Genomic DNA, 15889 nt, shown 5'->3' on the forward strand with positions numbered 1-15889 from the left:
AACCGGCGAAGGCGATGCCGGCGATGGCCGTGCCGGCGCGAAGGAAGGATTTCATTACTCTGGTCCTCTCTGACTGTACCGATGCTTCCGAAGAAGCGAGGCGGCACGGTGCCCCGTATCTATGCCAGCATCTCGAAAGATGCTGTTGCGGCTTGACCACGCCGACCGTCTCGAAGGCGGCCCCTTTGTGGCGGTGGTCTTCGTCCGCCGTCGTTCCAACCGGGAAACGCTGCCGAACGGCCAAGGTTCACATACGGCCGAGCTTTTTTTGGCTACGCTTCCAGACAGATTGTCGCAGGGATGCAACCACGGCGTTCCGCGACAGGGCGAGACTTACGATGGATGCAGTGCGGTATGCGAGTGCTTCAGCGCACAAAAGCTTGGCTACGGGCACCCTCCCGACCGGCGTTGCACGGATACAACGACTTTTGTGAGATCCCCGGGAAAAACCCTCACGGCGTCAACGCGATCGCCGAGATCAGGCGCCCGTAATCCGGCTCGTTCCGATGCGTGGTGCGACGGAAACTGTAGAACCGGTCGGGGTCGGCGTAGGTGCACAAGCCGAGCGAGGTCGCCTCGCCGATACCGGCTTGAGCCAACCGCCCGAGAATGAAACCCGGCAGATCGAACTGCGCGTGGCCCGGCCGCCCTTCCTCGAAGAAGGTCTCGCATTCGGGTACCTCGGCCCGGAAGCGTTCCATGAAGTCCAGGCCGACCTCGTAGGAGGCTTGCGCGATCGTCGGCCCGAGGACGGCGACGATGCTCCGGCGTTCGGCACCGAGCGCCTCCATGGCCGCAACCGTCGCCTCGACGACGCCGCCGAGCGCGCCCTTCCAGCCGGCATGGGCCGCGCCGACAACGCGATTCTCCGGATCGGCGAACAGGATCGGACCGCAATCGGCCGTGGCGATGCCGAGCGCGAGGCCGGGCACCCGCGTCACCATGGCGTCGGCCTTCGGACGCTCAGCCAGCGCGAAGGGCGCTTCGACGGTCACGACCTCGGCCGAATGCACTTGGTAGAGGCTGACGAGGTTCTCGCGCGGGAGCCCGAGCTGCGCACACATCCGCGCCCGGTTCTCGGCGATCCGTGCCGGATCGTCGTTCGAGCCGATTCCGCCGTTCAGCGAGGCATAGAGCCCTTCCGAAACGCCACCCTGCCGGGTGAAGAAGGCGTGCCGGACATAAGAGTGCGAGCTGAGCTCGGGCGCTTCGATGAACATGGTCTCGCAGGCTCTTTCAGGATGGCTCAGGCAGGAGAGTCGGGACGGGGCGGGAGCGCCGGAAGCGGTCCGAGCGCGGGGTGGCTGGCGCAGAGCACCTTGAACAGGGCGCCCATGCCGGGCGGGTCCGGCTCGGTCAGGCGGAGGGCGGCGGCGTCGATCGCCTGCGCCTGATCCGGCGTCGCGCGAGCCTTCAGCCGCTCGGCGCGCATCGCGAGGCCGAGCACCAGCAGGAAATCGCGCTGCGTCACGGGGCCGTGCAGGGCGGCGCCTTCCGCGGCCGCCGCGCGGGCCAGCGCGCCGAAATCGACATGCAGCGTCAGGTCGGCCTCGCCGGGCCGGGCGAGCGGGTCGGCGAAGCGGTGGCCGGCAACCGCCTGGAAGGTGTCGCCGAAGCCGGGCTGGTCATGCCCGTAATCGATCGCGAGGAGGGCGCCGCCCCGCACGACGAGACGGCGCCCGAGATCGCGCATCAAGGCGAGCCCCTGGCTCGGCAGGGTCAGCACCGCGCCCTCCGGCGCCTCCGCCGTGAGACGCGGATCGGGCCCCGGGTCGAGGCCATAGGCCAGGGTGTCGCCCTCCGGCGTAAGACCGACGCGGCGCTCGCACCAGCCAAGCTCCGTCCGGACGAACTGACGGGCGGGGAGGGCGTCGAAGAACTCGTTGGCGATGACGAGAAGCGGCGCGTCCGGCAGGCTCGCCACAGAGTCGTGGAAGGTCGGCGCGGCGTCGGCGAGCCGTTCCGCCTGGAGCCGGCGCAACACCGGGCTGGTCTCGACGAGGTGGAGATCGAAGTCGCTTCCGGCCGCGCGCAGGGCCCGCAACGCGTCGGCCATCAGCGTGCCGCGGCCGGGCCCGAGTTCGACGAGGCAGGGACGTGCGCCCGGAGCCGTCGCCGGCATCATCGCCAGCACCGCGGCGGCCCAGGCGCCGATCAGTTCGCCGAACATCTGGCTGATCTCCGGCGCGGTGACGAAATCGCCCCCCCGGCCGAAGGGATTGCGCGTGGCATAGTATCCGTGCAGCGGATGCCCGAGGCAGAGCGCCATGTAGCGGTCGAGGCCGAGCGGTCCGCTCGCGCGGATCTCCCGCGCCAGGATCGCCAGCAGCGGCGTCGCCTCGGGGCTCACGCTCAGATCTGTCCCGCTTCGGCCTGAATCTCCGGTCCCGTCTTCCGGGGCCGGGTCACCCCGCGGGCGGCGAGGACGATGTAGACGAGCCCGACCAGCGCCATCGGCACGCAGAGCAGCATCCCCATGGTCACGCCGCCGCCGAGCGCGTTGACGTCCTGCCCGAACAGGAAGCCGAGCTGCCGGTCCGGCTCGCGGAAGAACTCGCAGAAGGTCCGCGCCAGCGCGTAGCCGAGGACGAAGATGCCGCCGAGCAGTCCCGGCTTGCGGAAACCGAAGCGGCGCACGGCGAGCGCCATGACGACCAACAGCAGCAAGCCTTCCGTGGCGGCCTCGAAGAGCTGGCTCGGGTAGCGCGGCACGTCGCCCCCCGTGGGAAAGACGACGGCGTAGGGGAAGTCCGGCGCGGCGCGGCCCCACAATTCGCCGTTCACGAAATTGGCGATGCGCCCGAAGAAAAGCCCCACCGGCACCACCACCGCGGCGGTGTCGAGCATCGTGTACCCGTTGAGGCCGCGCGCGCGCGCGAACAGCAGCAGCGCCAGGATCGCCCCGAGGAACCCGCCGTGGAACGACATGCCGCCATTGCGGATCGCCAGGATCTCCATCGGGTGATCGAGATAGAGCGGCAGGTTGTAGAACAGCACGTAGCCGATCCGCCCGCCGAGCACGACGCCGAGCGCGACCCAGACGATCAGGTCGTCGATGTCGGCGAGCGTCGGGCGCCTGACCACGCCCCAGAGCGAATCCGCAGCGACCAGCCGGCGCGCATAGAACCAGCCGCCGACGAGCCCCGCGATGTAGGACAGGGCGTACCACTTGATCTCGACCGGTCCGATCGAGACCGCGACCGGATCGATGGCCGGGAAGGGGAGAGCGAGAAGCGGCGGCATCGACGGCCCACGAGCGGCTGACGGTTTTGGAACGCGCGCCGCATTGGACCCGCGCCGCAGGGGGCGTCAAGGCACGGCCCGCGTTGCACGCCGGGAGAACCGGACGCACTCTCGGCGGTCCACGCGAATCGGGAGGAGCGATGCTTGGCAACGCAGAGATGGTGGCGCGCCTCGTGCTCGCAGGAGCCATGGGCAGCGTGATCGGCTTCGAGCGGGAGCGGCTGCTCTGGGCGGCGGGCCTGCGCACGCACATGCTGGTCTGCGTCGGTGCCTGCCTCTTCATGATCGTCTCCGCCTTCGGCTTCTCCGACGTGCTCGGACAGAAGAACGTGACCCTCGACCCCTCGCGCATCGCCGCGCAGGTCGTCTCCGGCATCGGCTTTCTCGGCGCGGGCACGATCCTCTTGCGCGGCGAGGTGGTGAAGGGGCTCACCACCGCTGCGAGCCTCTGGGCGGTGGCGGCGATCGGCCTCGCGGTCGGCGGCGGCCTCTACGTGGCGGGCATCGCGGCGACGATCCTCGTCGTCGGCATCCTCGCAGGCGTGAAGCCGATCGAGGAGAGCTGGCGCGACCGGATGCGCACTCACACGCTCCAGCTCACGGTGAAGGCCGGCAGTCTCTCGATCGATACACTGCAGGACGCCACCGGCGAGCGCGCTTCTCGGGTGCGCCAGTTCGTGGTGCGCCCCGGCGCGGAGGAGGGGCTGGAGGAAGTGACGATCGCCTTCGTCCGGCTGTCGCAGACGAGCGTCGCGGCCATCGCCGAGCGCCTGCGGCAGAATCCGGCCGTGGTGACCGTCCGCCTCGGCTCCGACCGCTGATCGCCGCCTACGGCCATACCGAAATCGGCACCGCAACCCTATACGAACCGGCAAACCGCACTACGACGTGCGGAGTGTATCCTTCGCGAGAATCGAGCGAACCATGGCGTCGAAGCGGGTTCCCACCAGCCCCTACCCGGACCAGAAGCCCGGCACCTCGGGCCTACGCAAGAAGGTGCCCGTCTTCCGGCAGCCGCACTACGTCCAGAACTTCGTCCAGGCGATCATCGACTGCATCCCCGACCGGAAGGGCGCGACCCTGGTGATCGGCGGGGACGGGCGCTTCTTCAACGAGCAGGTGGTGCAGATCGCCCTCAAGATCGCCGCCGCCAACGGCTTCGGGCGGGTGCTGGTGGGGCAGAACGGCCTGCTCTCGACGCCGGCCGCCTCCTGCGTCATCCGCAAGCACGGCGCGGTCGGCGGCATCGTGCTGTCGGCGAGCCACAATCCGGGCGGACCGGAGGGCGATTTCGGTATCAAGTTCAACGGCAGCAACGGCGGTCCCGCGCCGGAAAGCGTCACCGCGGCGATCTTCGAGCGCACCAAGGCGATCGGCGATTACCGCATCTCGGACGCGCCCGATCTCGACCTCGGGCGGATCGGCACGAGCGCGATCGACGGGATGACGGTGGAGGTGATCGACCCGGTCGCCGACTACGCCGAGTTGATGCGCACGCTGTTCGACTTCGAGGCGCTCGGCAAGATGTTCGCCTCCGGCTTCCGGATGCGTTTCGACGCGCTCTCGGCGGTGACCGGCCCCTACGCCAAGGCGATCCTGGAAGGCGCCCTCGGCGCGGCGCCGGGCACGGTCGTCAACGGCGAGCCCAAGCCGGATTTCGGCGGACACCATCCCGATCCGAACCCGGTCCACGCCCACGAGCTGTTCGAGCTGATGCATGGGCCCGACGCACCGGATTTCGGGGCGGCGTCCGACGGTGACGGCGATCGCAACATGATCGTGGCGCCCGGCCTGTTCGTGACGCCGAGCGACAGCCTCGCCATCCTCGCCGCCCACGCCCACCGCGCACCGGGCTATGCCGCGGGGTTGGCGGGCGTCGCCCGCTCGATGCCGACGAGCCGCGCCGTCGATCGTGTCGCCGCCGCGCTCAAGATCGAGGCGTTCGAGACGCCGACCGGCTGGAAGTTCTTCGGCAACCTGCTGGATGCCGGCCGCATCACGCTCTGCGGCGAGGAGAGCGCCGGCACCGGCTCGAACCACGTGCGCGAGAAGGACGGGCTGTGGGCGGTGCTGCTCTGGCTCAACATCCTGGCCGCGACGGGTAAGCCGGCGCAGGAACTGGTGCGGGCGCACTGGGCCGAGTTCGGCCGCGACTACTACACTCGCCACGATTACGAGGAGATCGATTCCGGCGCCGCCAACCGGCTGATGGAAGGCCTGCGCGCCAAGATCGGATCGCTACCGGGCACCCGGATCGGCGGCCTCACCGTGAAGGCGGCGGACGATTTCCGCTACGTCGATCCGGTCGACGGCTCGGTGACGGAGGCGCAGGGCGTGCGCGTCACCTTCGCGGAGGATGCGCGCATCGTCTACCGCCTCTCGGGCACCGGCACGGCCGGGGCGACCCTGCGCGTCTATATCGAGCGCTACGAAGCCGCGACCGACCGGCTTGAGCTGCCGGTGGCCGAGATGCTCGGGCCCGTCGTCGCGGTAGCGCGGGAGCTGGCGGGCATCGAGGCGATCACCGGCCGCGCGGAGCCGAGCGTCGTGACGTGACGAGACGAGGCCGCGCTGGCGGGGCGGGGCTCGGCCTGGCCCTGCTGTTCGCGGCAGCTCTCCCCGCCCGCGGCGCCGAGGTGATCCTCGGGTCGTCTCGCTTCGAACTGCCGGCCGTGTTCGAGGGCTGGACCCGCCGGGAGGCCGGCGACGGTCTCGTGTTCGAGCGCGTCTTCGAGCCGACCACGCCGCGCGGGCGCAAGGGCGCGGCCCTCTTGATCGTCGCCAAGCCGAAGCCGGCCTCGGGCCGGTTCGACGAGACGTTCAGCGCCTTCGTTCGCAGCCTCAAGCAGATCCCGCACGGTGAGAAGCCGCTCACGGCGAAGGCCGGCGAAACCCTCGACGGGCACCGCATCCGCGTCGAGCAGCGTTGCTGTCGCACGACGGACGGCCTCCGCATGGCAGCCTGGCATATCGGGATCGCCACCAAGACGAGCGAGCATTTCCTGATGCTTCTCACCCTGCAGCTCGAACGCGAGCACCAGAACCCGATCCGCGAGGGGTTCGAGGCGCTGGTGGGCTCCTACCGCCCGGCCAGGGACGACCGCGGCCTCGTTCTGGCACCCGCCCGGGGTGATGGCGGCCTCGACGGGCTCTACACGCGCACCAAGACGCAGCTCCGCCCCAACGCCTTCGGCGGGATGGACTTCACCGCCGATCAGGACACGCTGCTGTTCGACAAGGGCGGCCTCTACACCACATCGCTTCCGCGCGACGGCGACATAGCGGCCCATTGCAGGGCCGAACCCGCCACCTGCGGCACCTACGCGCTAAAGGGCGGCTGGCTCTCGGCCAACCGCATCGAGCGGGTCGAGGTGGAGGACGGATTCGGCCGCGTCACGCGCTCCGCCGAAGCGTTCTCCCGCACCAAGGATGGGCTGACCATCGGTGGCGACACCTCTTTCGCAGTGCCGCCCTTCGCCGACGGGCACCGCTTCGACGGCACATGGAACCACACGTTCGGATCGAGCGGCGCGATGGGCTCGGTCGGCGGCACGCATACCCTCGCACTGACGCCCGACGGTCGCTTCACCCGCGAGGGCGGCGTCGGCTTCTCCTCGACCGGCGGTTCGATGGACGGCGGCACCGTGGTCGCCGGCCACAGCCGACGGCCAGTGCGCAGCGGCCGCTACACGGTCTCGGGTTACGGGCTGACTCTCACGGACGATGCTGGGACCAGCGAAACGCTCAGCCTGTTCGCGCCCGACCGGGGTTCGGACAAACTGCTGGTGATCGGCGGGGCGAATTACCTGAAGCAGGGCAAGTAAGCGGGGATTCCGAGCGGGAGCTTCGCCGGATCGAACTTGGCGAGTGGCTGTTGCAGAGTGCTCTCGGATGGCCGCAAGCCCTTGCGAGCATTCAAAATGCGACTGCCCTGTCCACATGAGCGAGCGGCGCAATCGTCAAAAAATGGCAGAAGCGCCACGGATGATCGAATATGATGGGTCGGAGATAGTCCTGACTCTACACAACGGCTTATCTTCAGTTCGCGTACTCATCGAGACCAAAAGCGCACTCGGGCTCTATCGATACTCAGTAGAGCGTTATTATGGTCCAGCAGATGAGGATGAAAGTCTATGGCCGGACGGGTTTTGGGCCCAAATTTCAGTATCCAGCCTCTTCCACTCGGCCGAAGATGCCGAGCGAGAAGCACAGGCCTTGCATTCGATCGACTGAAATTCTGTCTTGTGCTGTTCTTAGCGTGGACCCGACCTAGGCATCAGGTCTGGTTCGGCTTCAGCTGATAGAAAATATGCCGGCCGATCATGTCCTTGCGCTTGAGCCGGCGCGACCAGCCGGGGCGGACGTAATCGGCGTGATAGTGGGTCGCGCCGCCGACCTCGCTGACATAGGTGCGGCCGTCGATCACCGCGCTGGCGACGCGGGTCGCGCTGCGCCATGATTCCGCGTCGGTGATGCGCAGCGCCTTGCCCTCGCAAGCGAAGGAGAACTGGCAACCCATGAAGCGGTGGCGGTTCTGATAGACGACGCCGCAGACCGAGGACGGGTAGAGCCCGCTCTTGACGCGGTTCAGGATGACCTGCGCGACGGCGGCCTGCCCCTCCTCGGGCTCGCTGCGCGCCTCGAAGTAGACGGCTTCGGCGAGGCAGCGCTGCTCGCGGTCCATCGCATTCGGATCGATCAGGTCGGCATAGTGGGACTTGGCCTCCGGCGCCGTCATCTGCGGATCGAGGGTGGAGGGGCCGCGATCGAGACGGGCGGAGAAGCCGGGTAGGGCGAGGTTCGCCGCGGCGACCTCGATCGGGGTCGCGTCGGCGGGCGCAGGCGTGACCGAGGACAGGGCGACGGCGCGGGGGGTGGCGGGGGTGGCGCCATCGGAGTCGGCGAGCGCGGGGAAGCCGTCCTCGACAGGCTTGGACTCATGGGAGTCGCCGGGCGCCACGAGACCCGCATCGATGACGTCCGGGCTCCAGGCGGTGGACGCCACGAGCGCGCCGGTCGTCGTGACATCCCGCTCCGAGAGCTGAGCGGGTCGAAGCGTGGCATCGGTGCCCGCAGTGGCAGTGAAGGACACCAGCAAGCCGCTGGCCAGCATCCACGGCACCACGGCCGAGACGATCCAGCGGGGGCCGATCCCAAGGCCTCGAACGCGCCTCGTACGCAACGCCGACACTCCACACTCACGATCGGCCGGAGGCCTCAGCTTAGACGAAGCCGGGGCGACCGTTCCTCATGAGGAGAGTTTAATCGCGAACGTGGTTGCCGGACGGTTAAGGACTCGGACGGCCGTGACGCTGGGCCATGCCGTGGACGAGGAGCGCTGCGTAGCCGCTGGCATTCTGCGAGGCGACGATCATCCGGCCCGCCTCGCGGCCGTTTCGGTCGGCCTCGACGTAGACGAGCCCGGTGACCCCGACCGCTGTCGTCAATGTCGCGATGATCCAGAGATAGGCCGCCTGTATCGCCCGGTGACCGGGAGCGATCGCGCGATGATCGAGGAGGGCGGAGGGAGAGTCGGGATGCGACATGGCTGGAAGTCCCGCGGGTGCCCTGGTCGGAAGACCGATCGGCGCTCTCCGCGCTATGGACTCCCGCTAGCAGGTAACGTGCTCGCGCGACATGGGTTCGGCGGGCTGTCCGCAAAATTATTGCAAAGCTTGATCCGCCTCCCGGAAAGGCCCCGCGGGTCATGCCCGCGGGGTCGTCATGCGTCGTCTCAGGCGTCCTTGCCGAGGGCCGCTTGCGCCGCGGCGAGGCGGGCGATCGGCACGCGGAAGGGCGAGCAGGAGACGTAATCGAGCCCAACCTCCTGGCAGAAGGCGATCGAGGCGGGATCACCGCCGTGCTCGCCGCAGATGCCGAGCTTGAGCCCGGCGCGGGTCTTGCGACCGCGCTCGGCGCCGATCTTCACCAGTTCGCCCACGCCCTCCTGATCGATCGACACGAACGGATCGACCGAGAGGATACCCTTCTGGGTGTAGGGGCCGAGGAAGGTCGCCGCGTCGTCGCGGGAGATGCCGAGCGCGGTCTGGGTGAGATCGTTGGTGCCGAAGGAGAAGAACTCCGCCGTCTCGGCGATCTCGCCGGCCATCAGCGCCGCGCGCGGCAGCTCGATCATCGTGCCGACCTGATATTCGAGCTTCGCGCCGGTCTCCTCCGTCACGGCCTTGGCCATGGCGTCGATGCGAGCCTTGACGATGTCGAACTCCATCCGCGTGAACACCAGCGGCACCATCACCTCCGAGGTCACCGGGGCACCGGTATCCTTGGCGGCCTGCACCGCGGCCTCGAAGATCGCGCGGGCCTGCATCTCGGCGATTTCGGGGAAGGCGATGGCGAGGCGGCAACCGCGGAAGCCGAGCATCGGGTTGTGCTCGGAGAGTTCGCGGATGCGGTTGCGGATCTTGTCCTCGCTGATGCCGGTGGCCGACATCACCTCGCGGATTTCCTCGTCGGTGTGCGGCAGGAACTCATGCAGCGGCGGATCGAGCAGGCGGATCGTGACGGGCAGGCCCGACATGATCGTGAACAGCTCGATGAAGTCCTGACGCTGGTAGGGCAGGATCTTGGCGAGCGCCGCGCGACGGCCTTCGGTGTCGTCGGCGAGGATCATCTCGCGCACCGCCACGATCCGGTCGCCCTCGAAGAACATGTGCTCGGTCCGGCACAGGCCGATCCCCTCCGCACCGAACTTGCGGGCGGCGCGGGCGTCGGCCGGGGTGTCCGCGTTGGTGCGCACCTTCATGGTGCGGACCGCATCCGCCCACTCCATCAGGGCGGCGAAGTCGCCCGACAGCTCCGGCTGGAGCATCTTGACCTCGCCCTGGATCACCTGACCGGTCGAGCCGTCGACGGTGATGACGTCACCCGCCTTCAGGGTCACGCCGCCGACGGTCAGGGTCTTGGCCTTGTAATCGATCCGGATCGAGCCGACGCCGGAGACGCAGGGCTTGCCCATGCCGCGGGCGACCACCGCCGCGTGGCTGGTCATGCCGCCGCGCGTCGTGAGGATGCCCTCGGCGGCATGCATGCCGTGGATGTCCTCCGGGGAGGTCTCGATGCGCACGAGGATGCACTTGCGCTCGGCCTTCTTGGCGGCCTCCGCCTCCTCCGAGTTGAACACGATCTCGCCGACCGCCGCGCCCGGCGAGGCGGGCAGGCCGGTGGCGATCACCGTCCGCTCGGCATCCGGGTCGATGGTGGGGTGCAGGAGCTGATCGAGCGCGCCGGGCTCGATGCGCTTGATCGCCTCTTCCTTGGAAATCAGGCCTTCGCCCGCGAGTTCGACGGCGATGCGCAGGGCCGCCTTGGCGGTGCGCTTGCCGTTGCGGGTCTGGAGCATCCAGAGCTTACCCCGCTCGATGGTGAACTCCATGTCCTGCATGTCGCGGTAGTGCTTCTCGAGGATCCCGTAGATCCGCGTCAGCTCGGCGAAGCTCTCGGGCATCGCCTTTTCCATCGACGGCTTGTCGGATTTCGCCTCGATGCGGGCCTTCTCGGTGATGTCCTGCGGGGTGCGGATGCCCGCCACCACGTCCTCGCCCTGGGCGTTAATGAGGAACTCGCCGTAGAGCGCGCTCTCGCCGGTGGAAGGGTTGCGGGTGAAGGCGACGCCGGTGGCCGAGGTATCGCCCATGTTGCCGAACACCATGGCCTGGACGTTGACCGCCGTGCCCCAGCTCTCCGGGATCTGGTTCAGCTCGCGGTACTTCTTGGCTCGCGGGATCATCCAGGAATCGAACACCGCGCCGATCGCGCCCCAGAGCTGGTCCTCCGCGCCTTGCGGGAAGTCGAAGCCGTGCTCGTCGCGGACGATCTTTTTGTAGACGCCGATCAGGTGCTTCCAGTCGTCGGCCTTCAGGTCGGTGTCGAGGGTGAGGCCCTTCTGCTCCTTGTAGTGCTCCAGCGCCTCCTCGAAGGCGTGGTGCTCCACGCCGAGCACGACGTTCGAATACATCGTGATGAAGCGGCGGTAGGAATCGTAGGCGAAGCGTTCGTCGTCGGCATCCTTGGCCAGGGCCTCGACGGTGGCGTCGTTGAGGCCGAGATTGAGCACCGTATCCATCATGCCCGGCATCGAGGCCCGCGCGCCGGAGCGGACCGAGACGAGCAGCGGCTTTTCCGCATCGCCGAAGCGGCGGCCGGTGAGCGTGCCGACCTTCTCGAGGGCTTCCTTCACGGCGTCGGTGAGCTCGGCCGGGTAGGTCTCGCCATGCTGGTAATAGTAGGTGCAGACCTCAGTCGTGATGGTGAAGCCGGGGGGAACCGGAAGGCCGAGATTGGACATCTCGGCGAGGTTCGCGCCTTTGCCGCCGAGGAGGTTGCGCATCGCTGCCTCGCCTTCGGCCTTGCCGTCACCGAAGGAATAGACCCATTTCGTCATCAGGCTCTCCGCTGGACGGATTTGGCGACCCAAGCGCCGTTCACGCGGGCGTGGCGCATCTCATGTCGCAGTGCAAGGATTAGCTTCGCGTCGCTCCGCGGCGGGGAGTGACGATGTGCGGGCGCTGTCAGGAACTAAAGTACGCTCGCGAAAGGACAGAGACCCGGCGCCAGCGTTAAGGCGCGCGTTTCAGGAAAAATGACGCAGCACACCCAGGCCGATCAATCCGACGACGATCAGGTAGACCGCTACGATGTAGTTGAGCAGCCGCGGTGCGATCAGGATGAGGATGCCCGCCAGGATCGCGACGATCGGCTGCAGGTTCGACACGGCGATGGTCATGAGCAAACTCCACGGCCAAGCTCGACCGCACGATGAAGACGTTCCGGCTCCGGCTCTAGTTCCCTGCCCCAGAGATCGGGCCAGGCAATCCTCGACGACACGGACTCAGGCCGTTGCTGTCCTCCGGGCCGCACGTCTCGATCGTCAATCTCTGTATGCATGACGCTCGTAGAATCGAACGTCGTCCCTCAGGATATCGGTCAGTCGCGCCATCAACTGCGGGTCAGCGAGCATCTCCGATCGTTCGTCGGATCGCGGCGTGACATTGACCTGATGTCCAGGATCGATTGGCCGACCGGCCAGTGCTGAAAGAGATGTAAAGAACGCGTCACGCCGGTCATGCCGGCCTATTAGGTCGAAGCATGACATGTCGACACCCTCAAAATAAGTTCGTGACATGTGATGTGTATGGATCGGGATCCGAGCCATTTCTAATATGCTCATCTTGCTCTGCTTAATATATCGCAACAGCACTCCCCCGACATCATCAGGGAGTGATTTGAAGAAATAGTAAGTCGATATCAAGGCCTCGACAGGGTGACGAAGCATAACAAACCGCTTCGCTCCAGCAATATGGCGATATTTGTTGATATGAAGGTGCCCAAAGACACATTCGATGCCAGACGGGATAGTGAAAGTACGCGTGAAATAGTTGATAGGATCGAAGGTTGCAGGGGATTCGACAAGCGCAGGCGCTTCATCGTAATCGTTGAGCAAGCTCGTTCCGTAAGCAGCCTGCAGGGCGGCGGCAATCGATGAACCGCCAGCCTTGGGATAATGGACACCGATCAGCATTCCGCGAATCCATTGATAAGCGTGGATTTATAACAGGCCCCTCCTGAGGCAACCGGCAGCGATTGGGCCTGATACGGCGTCAAGTCCTATACTTGCTGCTGCGCTTCACCACCACACGGGCGCCGACGGGGACGCGCTCATAGAGATCGACGATGTCCTCGTTGAGCATGCGGACGCAGCCCGAGGACATCTGCTCGCCGATGCTCCACGGTTCGTTGGTGCCGTGGATGCGGAAGAGCGTGTCGCGGTTGCCGTTGTAGAGGTAGAGGGCCCGCGCGCCGAGCGGGTTGTCGATACCGCCCTTGCGCGAGCGCTCAATGCCCGGATTGAGCGAGACCATCGTCGTGGTCGGGCTCCAATCCGGCCAGACGCCCTTGCGGCCGATGCGGGCGTCACCCTTCCAGGAGAAGCCGGCCTTGCCGACGCCGACGCCGTATTGGAGGGCCATGCCGCCGTCCTGCACGAGGGCGAGATGACGCTTGTCGATATCGACGACGATCGTGCCCGGCGCCTCCGGACCGCTATAGGCCACTTCCTGACGGCGGTACTTCGGGTCGATGCGCGACCGGTCGACCAGCGGCACGTCGAACGGCTTGTCGGGCATCGTGCCGATGTACCAGGCCGCATCGTCGTCGCCTCCGGCCATCCGGCCCGGCTTCGAGGATTGGCAGGCCGCCAGCGGAATGAGGCAGAATGCGGCGAGCAGGACCCGGCGGGTGCTGCTGCGCGCCGTCCTATCGGCGGTTCGGGGGGCTGCCATGGCGGCTCCTGTCGCCGCCGTCGGGGGCGGGTTGGCATTGCGGATCATGCGCCATGACTACCCGTCCTTGAGCGGATCGGGTGTGACTTCGAGGCCGCATCGGCGGAGGAACGTTGCCGTGAGATCGTCTCGCCCCGGGCCCAGGGCGCCTTATCTCCCGCGCAAGATCGCGTGAGGAGGGGCACGATGCCCGAGACCGAGACCGAACTCGTTGCGGAAGCCGGCGTTGACGTCGCGACGCTCGCGCCAGCGATCCATCTCGACCATTGCGTCATCCACGTCTCCGACTGGGAGCGCTCGACGGTCTTCTACCGGGACGTGTTGCGGGCCGAGGTGATCCCGTTCGGCCGAGGCGCGGTTTTCCGGTTCGGCGGCGTGCAACTCAATGTGCATGGCCCCGGTCAAATCGGCACGCCGCGGGCGCGCGAGCCGGTGATGCCCGGCGGCAGCGACCTGTGTTTCCGCTGGTCGGGCTCGATCGAGAATGCGATGGCGCATCTGGCCGCCCACGGCGTCGCGGTCGAACTCGGGCCGGTGGAGCGCAACGGCGCGGCGGGGCAGGGCGTGAGCGTCTACTTCCGTGATCCGGACGGCTCGCTCATGGAGTTCATCACCTATCCGACATCGTGAATGCACCATGGGTGGCGCAACCGGCGATGAAGGCCAATCGTTGACCGGTCGTGAGGGGCGGAAGAGCGAGGATGGAGCGAGCCATGCGGCGCCTGACGATCACGACGCTGGCCCTGTCCGCGTCGATCCTCTCGGCCGGTCCGGGCTGGGCCTTCGGCCCCGGCGGCGGGTCATCGGGCGAGGGTGACGGCTATCTGCGGCAGGAACTCCAGAATCCCGGCTACATCGAACCGAGCCCCTATGCCTATCGCAAAGGGTACCGTCCGAACGATCCGGGTGCTGAATACGAGGCGCGCCGACGGGGCTACCCCATCTACGGCCAGTGGGGCTGGAAGTACCGCTGAACGTCCACGCCGCTCCGTCTCGAAAGCTCACGCCTTCGATTGCCTCAGGCGTTGCCGATGCGCTCGGCCAGCCGCTGATTGGTCTGCTCCAGTCGCAGGGCGAGTTCACGCATGACGGCGATGCTGATCTGCGGAAATTGCGCGAGCAACTCGATGAAGACGTCGCGGTCGATCCGCAAAGCCGTCGTCGCCATATCCGCTGTGACGGTCGCCGAGCGCGGCTGATCGGCGAGAATCCCCATCTCGCCGACGAGAGCGTTGGGGCCGAGCAGGGCAAGCCGAACCGGGCCGAACGGGCCGTCGATGGACACCGCAGCCGACCCTTCGAGGATCAGATAAGCCGCGTCCGCCGCCTCTCCGCGCGCGAAGAAGGCTTGCCCCGCCTCGAAATGGACCCGCTCGCTGGTGAAAGCGAGGAGCTTGAGGCGAGACGGTTCCACCTCGCGGAACAACGGCACCTGCCGTAGGGACATCACCTCGGTGTCGAGGGTCATGGACTCACTCCGATGCGCCCCCCTGGGCGGCAGGCGGATAGGGCCGCGGGTAGACGCACCTGCGAACGGTGTCAAAGTCGCGGTCCGCTCGCCCTCCTGACGTCCCTGAAAAAGAGATCCGGCGAGATTTCGTCATCGGCCCTGGCAACAGGCATCATAATGCCGCAGGCGACGATCAGCGCCGGGTGGCGAGACCGATTTTGCTGGAACCTGGCGCCTCACGCTTCGCGCTCGCACTGGGCTGCGGCGAGTCCACGGGCTCCTCATGCGTCGTTGGCGTCGGACTATCCTCCGGCGCTGGCATGGCCGGCATCGGCGTCCTGTTCGGCTCAGGGTAGCCCGCTCTCCCCGACGCCGCATCAGACTTGGCTACAAGCGAAGCCTTTACCATATATCGATTTGTCATCCGGGTTCCTCTCGGCTGTGGATGGCCTGTGGAAACGCGTTCACAACTCCGCGCAGTGCATTGGCGTGAGCACAGCTAACGTCTGGACGAAACAGGGGTTTCCCCGGAGCCGGCGGTCGATACAGCCAAGGAACAATCGAGAGGGATGATGGTTGAGAGGGGTGTGAAGAGTTGGCCTGAGGAGGCGCAGATGGCATCTGGTAATTCCACCTCGAAGCGAGGTTTCGCTTCCATGAATATCGAACGGCAGCGTGAGATCGCCAGTAAGGGCGGTCGTTCCGTCCCGGCGGACAAGCGGTCGTTCTCGCAAGATCGTGAACTGGCCTCGTCGGCCGGCCGCAAGGGTGGCCAATCGACCGGTCGCACGGGCGAGGCTTAACCCGGCTGAGGCGGTGACGGGCGCGGGGTCCGCGCCCGACCGCCCAGCCTTCTCCAAACAAGAAATATACTTCTATTCGACAGGCGCTGATGGCG

At 67.0% G+C, this 15889-nt stretch carries 17 protein-coding genes; 7 read left to right on the forward strand and 10 right to left on the reverse strand.

The window, feature by feature from the left end; translation table 11 throughout:
• Positions 1-452 precede the first annotated feature (452 nt).
• The 3 genes from pgeF to lgt are packed head-to-tail and all read right to left on the reverse strand — an operon-like array spanning position 453 to position 3243.
• Positions 453-1220 (reverse strand): peptidoglycan editing factor PgeF, encoded by a 768-nt coding sequence (gene pgeF / locus E4V01_RS12840; RefSeq protein WP_060770293.1) that lies wholly within the window; start codon positions 1218-1220, stop codon positions 453-455.
• Between the two features lie 26 nt (positions 1221-1246).
• Complete coding sequence (locus E4V01_RS12845) at positions 1247-2350, reverse strand: class I SAM-dependent methyltransferase (protein ID WP_135298609.1); 1104 nt, start codon at positions 2348-2350, stop codon at positions 1247-1249.
• A 2-nt stretch (positions 2351-2352) separates the two neighbouring features.
• On the reverse strand, positions 2353-3243 hold the full coding sequence (gene lgt, locus E4V01_RS12850; RefSeq protein WP_135298610.1) for a prolipoprotein diacylglyceryl transferase: 891 nt from the start codon (positions 3241-3243) through the stop codon (positions 2353-2355).
• A 140-nt stretch (positions 3244-3383) separates the two neighbouring features.
• Between lgt and E4V01_RS12855 the strand changes: the two genes are divergently transcribed.
• The 4 genes from E4V01_RS12855 (at position 3384) to E4V01_RS12870 (ending at position 7476) form a co-directional block, all read left to right on the forward strand.
• Entirely contained in the window at positions 3384-4064 is a 681-nt protein-coding gene (locus E4V01_RS12855) for an MgtC/SapB family protein (protein WP_060770296.1), read from the forward strand.
• A gap of 103 nt (positions 4065-4167) precedes the next feature.
• Positions 4168-5799, forward strand: a complete 1632-nt coding sequence (locus E4V01_RS12860) for an alpha-D-glucose phosphate-specific phosphoglucomutase (RefSeq protein WP_060770297.1) — start codon at positions 4168-4170, stop codon at positions 5797-5799.
• Complete coding sequence (locus E4V01_RS12865) at positions 5796-7067, forward strand: hypothetical protein (RefSeq protein WP_135298611.1); 1272 nt, start codon at positions 5796-5798, stop codon at positions 7065-7067. The genes E4V01_RS12860 and E4V01_RS12865 overlap by 4 nt, the downstream gene beginning before the upstream one ends.
• A gap of 115 nt (positions 7068-7182) precedes the next feature.
• Positions 7183-7476, forward strand: a complete 294-nt coding sequence (locus E4V01_RS12870) for a hypothetical protein (RefSeq protein ID WP_135298612.1) — start codon at positions 7183-7185, stop codon at positions 7474-7476.
• A gap of 43 nt (positions 7477-7519) precedes the next feature.
• On the opposite strand, the gene E4V01_RS12875 is transcribed toward E4V01_RS12870, so the two are convergent.
• The 6 genes from E4V01_RS12875 to E4V01_RS12900 form a co-directional block, all read right to left on the reverse strand.
• Positions 7520-8425 carry a cell wall hydrolase gene (locus E4V01_RS12875; protein WP_135298613.1) on the reverse strand — a complete coding sequence of 302 codons (906 nt, stop codon included), beginning with the start codon at positions 8423-8425 and terminating at the stop codon, positions 7520-7522.
• A gap of 106 nt (positions 8426-8531) precedes the next feature.
• Positions 8532-8789, reverse strand: a complete 258-nt coding sequence (locus E4V01_RS12880; protein ID WP_060770299.1) for a hypothetical protein — start codon at positions 8787-8789, stop codon at positions 8532-8534.
• A gap of 188 nt (positions 8790-8977) precedes the next feature.
• Positions 8978-11644 (reverse strand): pyruvate, phosphate dikinase, encoded by a 2667-nt coding sequence (gene ppdK, locus E4V01_RS12885; protein WP_135298614.1) that lies wholly within the window; start codon positions 11642-11644, stop codon positions 8978-8980.
• 189 nt (positions 11645-11833) lie between these two features.
• Positions 11834-11986 (reverse strand): DUF3096 domain-containing protein, encoded by a 153-nt coding sequence (locus E4V01_RS12890; RefSeq protein WP_083530849.1) that lies wholly within the window; start codon positions 11984-11986, stop codon positions 11834-11836.
• A 144-nt stretch (positions 11987-12130) separates the two neighbouring features.
• On the reverse strand, positions 12131-12781 hold the full coding sequence (locus E4V01_RS12895; RefSeq protein WP_135298615.1) for a hypothetical protein: 651 nt from the start codon (positions 12779-12781) through the stop codon (positions 12131-12133).
• A 79-nt stretch (positions 12782-12860) separates the two neighbouring features.
• The gene (locus E4V01_RS12900; protein WP_135298616.1) at positions 12861-13541 is read right to left on the reverse strand and encodes a L,D-transpeptidase; all 681 of its coding nucleotides are present in this window, start codon (positions 13539-13541) and stop codon (positions 12861-12863) included.
• A 186-nt stretch (positions 13542-13727) separates the two neighbouring features.
• Here E4V01_RS12900 and E4V01_RS12905 point away from each other — a divergent pair, with 186 nt between their 5' ends.
• Together E4V01_RS12905 and E4V01_RS12910 are read left to right on the forward strand one after the other, a co-directional pair.
• On the forward strand, positions 13728-14171 hold the full coding sequence (locus E4V01_RS12905) for a VOC family protein (RefSeq protein ID WP_135298617.1): 444 nt from the start codon (positions 13728-13730) through the stop codon (positions 14169-14171).
• A 71-nt stretch (positions 14172-14242) separates the two neighbouring features.
• The gene (locus E4V01_RS12910; protein WP_245517542.1) at positions 14243-14515 is read left to right on the forward strand and encodes a hypothetical protein; all 273 of its coding nucleotides are present in this window, start codon (positions 14243-14245) and stop codon (positions 14513-14515) included.
• Positions 14516-14559: 44 nt separating this feature from the next.
• Here E4V01_RS12910 and E4V01_RS12915 read toward each other — a convergent pair whose 3' ends face one another.
• Positions 14560-15009, reverse strand: a complete 450-nt coding sequence (locus E4V01_RS12915; RefSeq protein ID WP_135298618.1) for a Crp/Fnr family transcriptional regulator — start codon at positions 15007-15009, stop codon at positions 14560-14562.
• Positions 15010-15605: 596 nt separating this feature from the next.
• On the opposite strand from E4V01_RS12915, the gene E4V01_RS12925 reads away from it, so the two are divergent.
• On the forward strand, positions 15606-15794 hold the full coding sequence (locus tag E4V01_RS12925) for a general stress protein (RefSeq protein ID WP_012254235.1): 189 nt from the start codon (positions 15606-15608) through the stop codon (positions 15792-15794).
• The last annotated feature ends 95 nt before the right edge of the window (positions 15795-15889 follow it).

Origin of the sequence: Methylorubrum sp. Q1 (assembly GCF_004683995.1) — a bacterium.
Lineage (GTDB): Bacteria > Pseudomonadota > Alphaproteobacteria > Rhizobiales > Beijerinckiaceae > Methylobacterium.

What these genes read in the sequence shown, in the direction of transcription:
- pgeF (WP_060770293.1), bottom strand. Translation starts at nt 1,220, where the DNA reads ATGTTCATCGAAGCGCCCGAGCTCAGCTCGCACTCTTATGTCCGGCAC.
- lgt (WP_135298610.1), bottom strand. Translation starts at nt 3,243, where the DNA reads ATGCCGCCGCTTCTCGCTCTCCCCTTCCCGGCCATCGATCCGGTCGCG.
- E4V01_RS12855 (WP_060770296.1), top strand. Translation starts at nt 3,384, where the DNA reads ATGCTTGGCAACGCAGAGATGGTGGCGCGCCTCGTGCTCGCAGGAGCC.
- E4V01_RS12860 (WP_060770297.1), top strand. Translation starts at nt 4,168, where the DNA reads ATGGCGTCGAAGCGGGTTCCCACCAGCCCCTACCCGGACCAGAAGCCC.
- E4V01_RS12870 (WP_135298612.1), top strand. Translation starts at nt 7,183, where the DNA reads ATGAGCGAGCGGCGCAATCGTCAAAAAATGGCAGAAGCGCCACGGATG.
- E4V01_RS12880 (WP_060770299.1), bottom strand. Translation starts at nt 8,789, where the DNA reads ATGTCGCATCCCGACTCTCCCTCCGCCCTCCTCGATCATCGCGCGATC.
- ppdK (WP_135298614.1), bottom strand. Translation starts at nt 11,644, where the DNA reads ATGACGAAATGGGTCTATTCCTTCGGTGACGGCAAGGCCGAAGGCGAG.
- E4V01_RS12890 (WP_083530849.1), bottom strand. Translation starts at nt 11,986, where the DNA reads ATGACCATCGCCGTGTCGAACCTGCAGCCGATCGTCGCGATCCTGGCG.
- E4V01_RS12895 (WP_135298615.1), bottom strand. Translation starts at nt 12,781, where the DNA reads ATGCTGATCGGTGTCCATTATCCCAAGGCTGGCGGTTCATCGATTGCC.
- E4V01_RS12900 (WP_135298616.1), bottom strand. Translation starts at nt 13,541, where the DNA reads ATGGCAGCCCCCCGAACCGCCGATAGGACGGCGCGCAGCAGCACCCGC.
- E4V01_RS12905 (WP_135298617.1), top strand. Translation starts at nt 13,728, where the DNA reads ATGCCCGAGACCGAGACCGAACTCGTTGCGGAAGCCGGCGTTGACGTC.
- E4V01_RS12910 (WP_245517542.1), top strand. Translation starts at nt 14,243, where the DNA reads ATGGAGCGAGCCATGCGGCGCCTGACGATCACGACGCTGGCCCTGTCC.
- E4V01_RS12915 (WP_135298618.1), bottom strand. Translation starts at nt 15,009, where the DNA reads ATGACCCTCGACACCGAGGTGATGTCCCTACGGCAGGTGCCGTTGTTC.
- E4V01_RS12925 (WP_012254235.1), top strand. Translation starts at nt 15,606, where the DNA reads ATGGCATCTGGTAATTCCACCTCGAAGCGAGGTTTCGCTTCCATGAAT.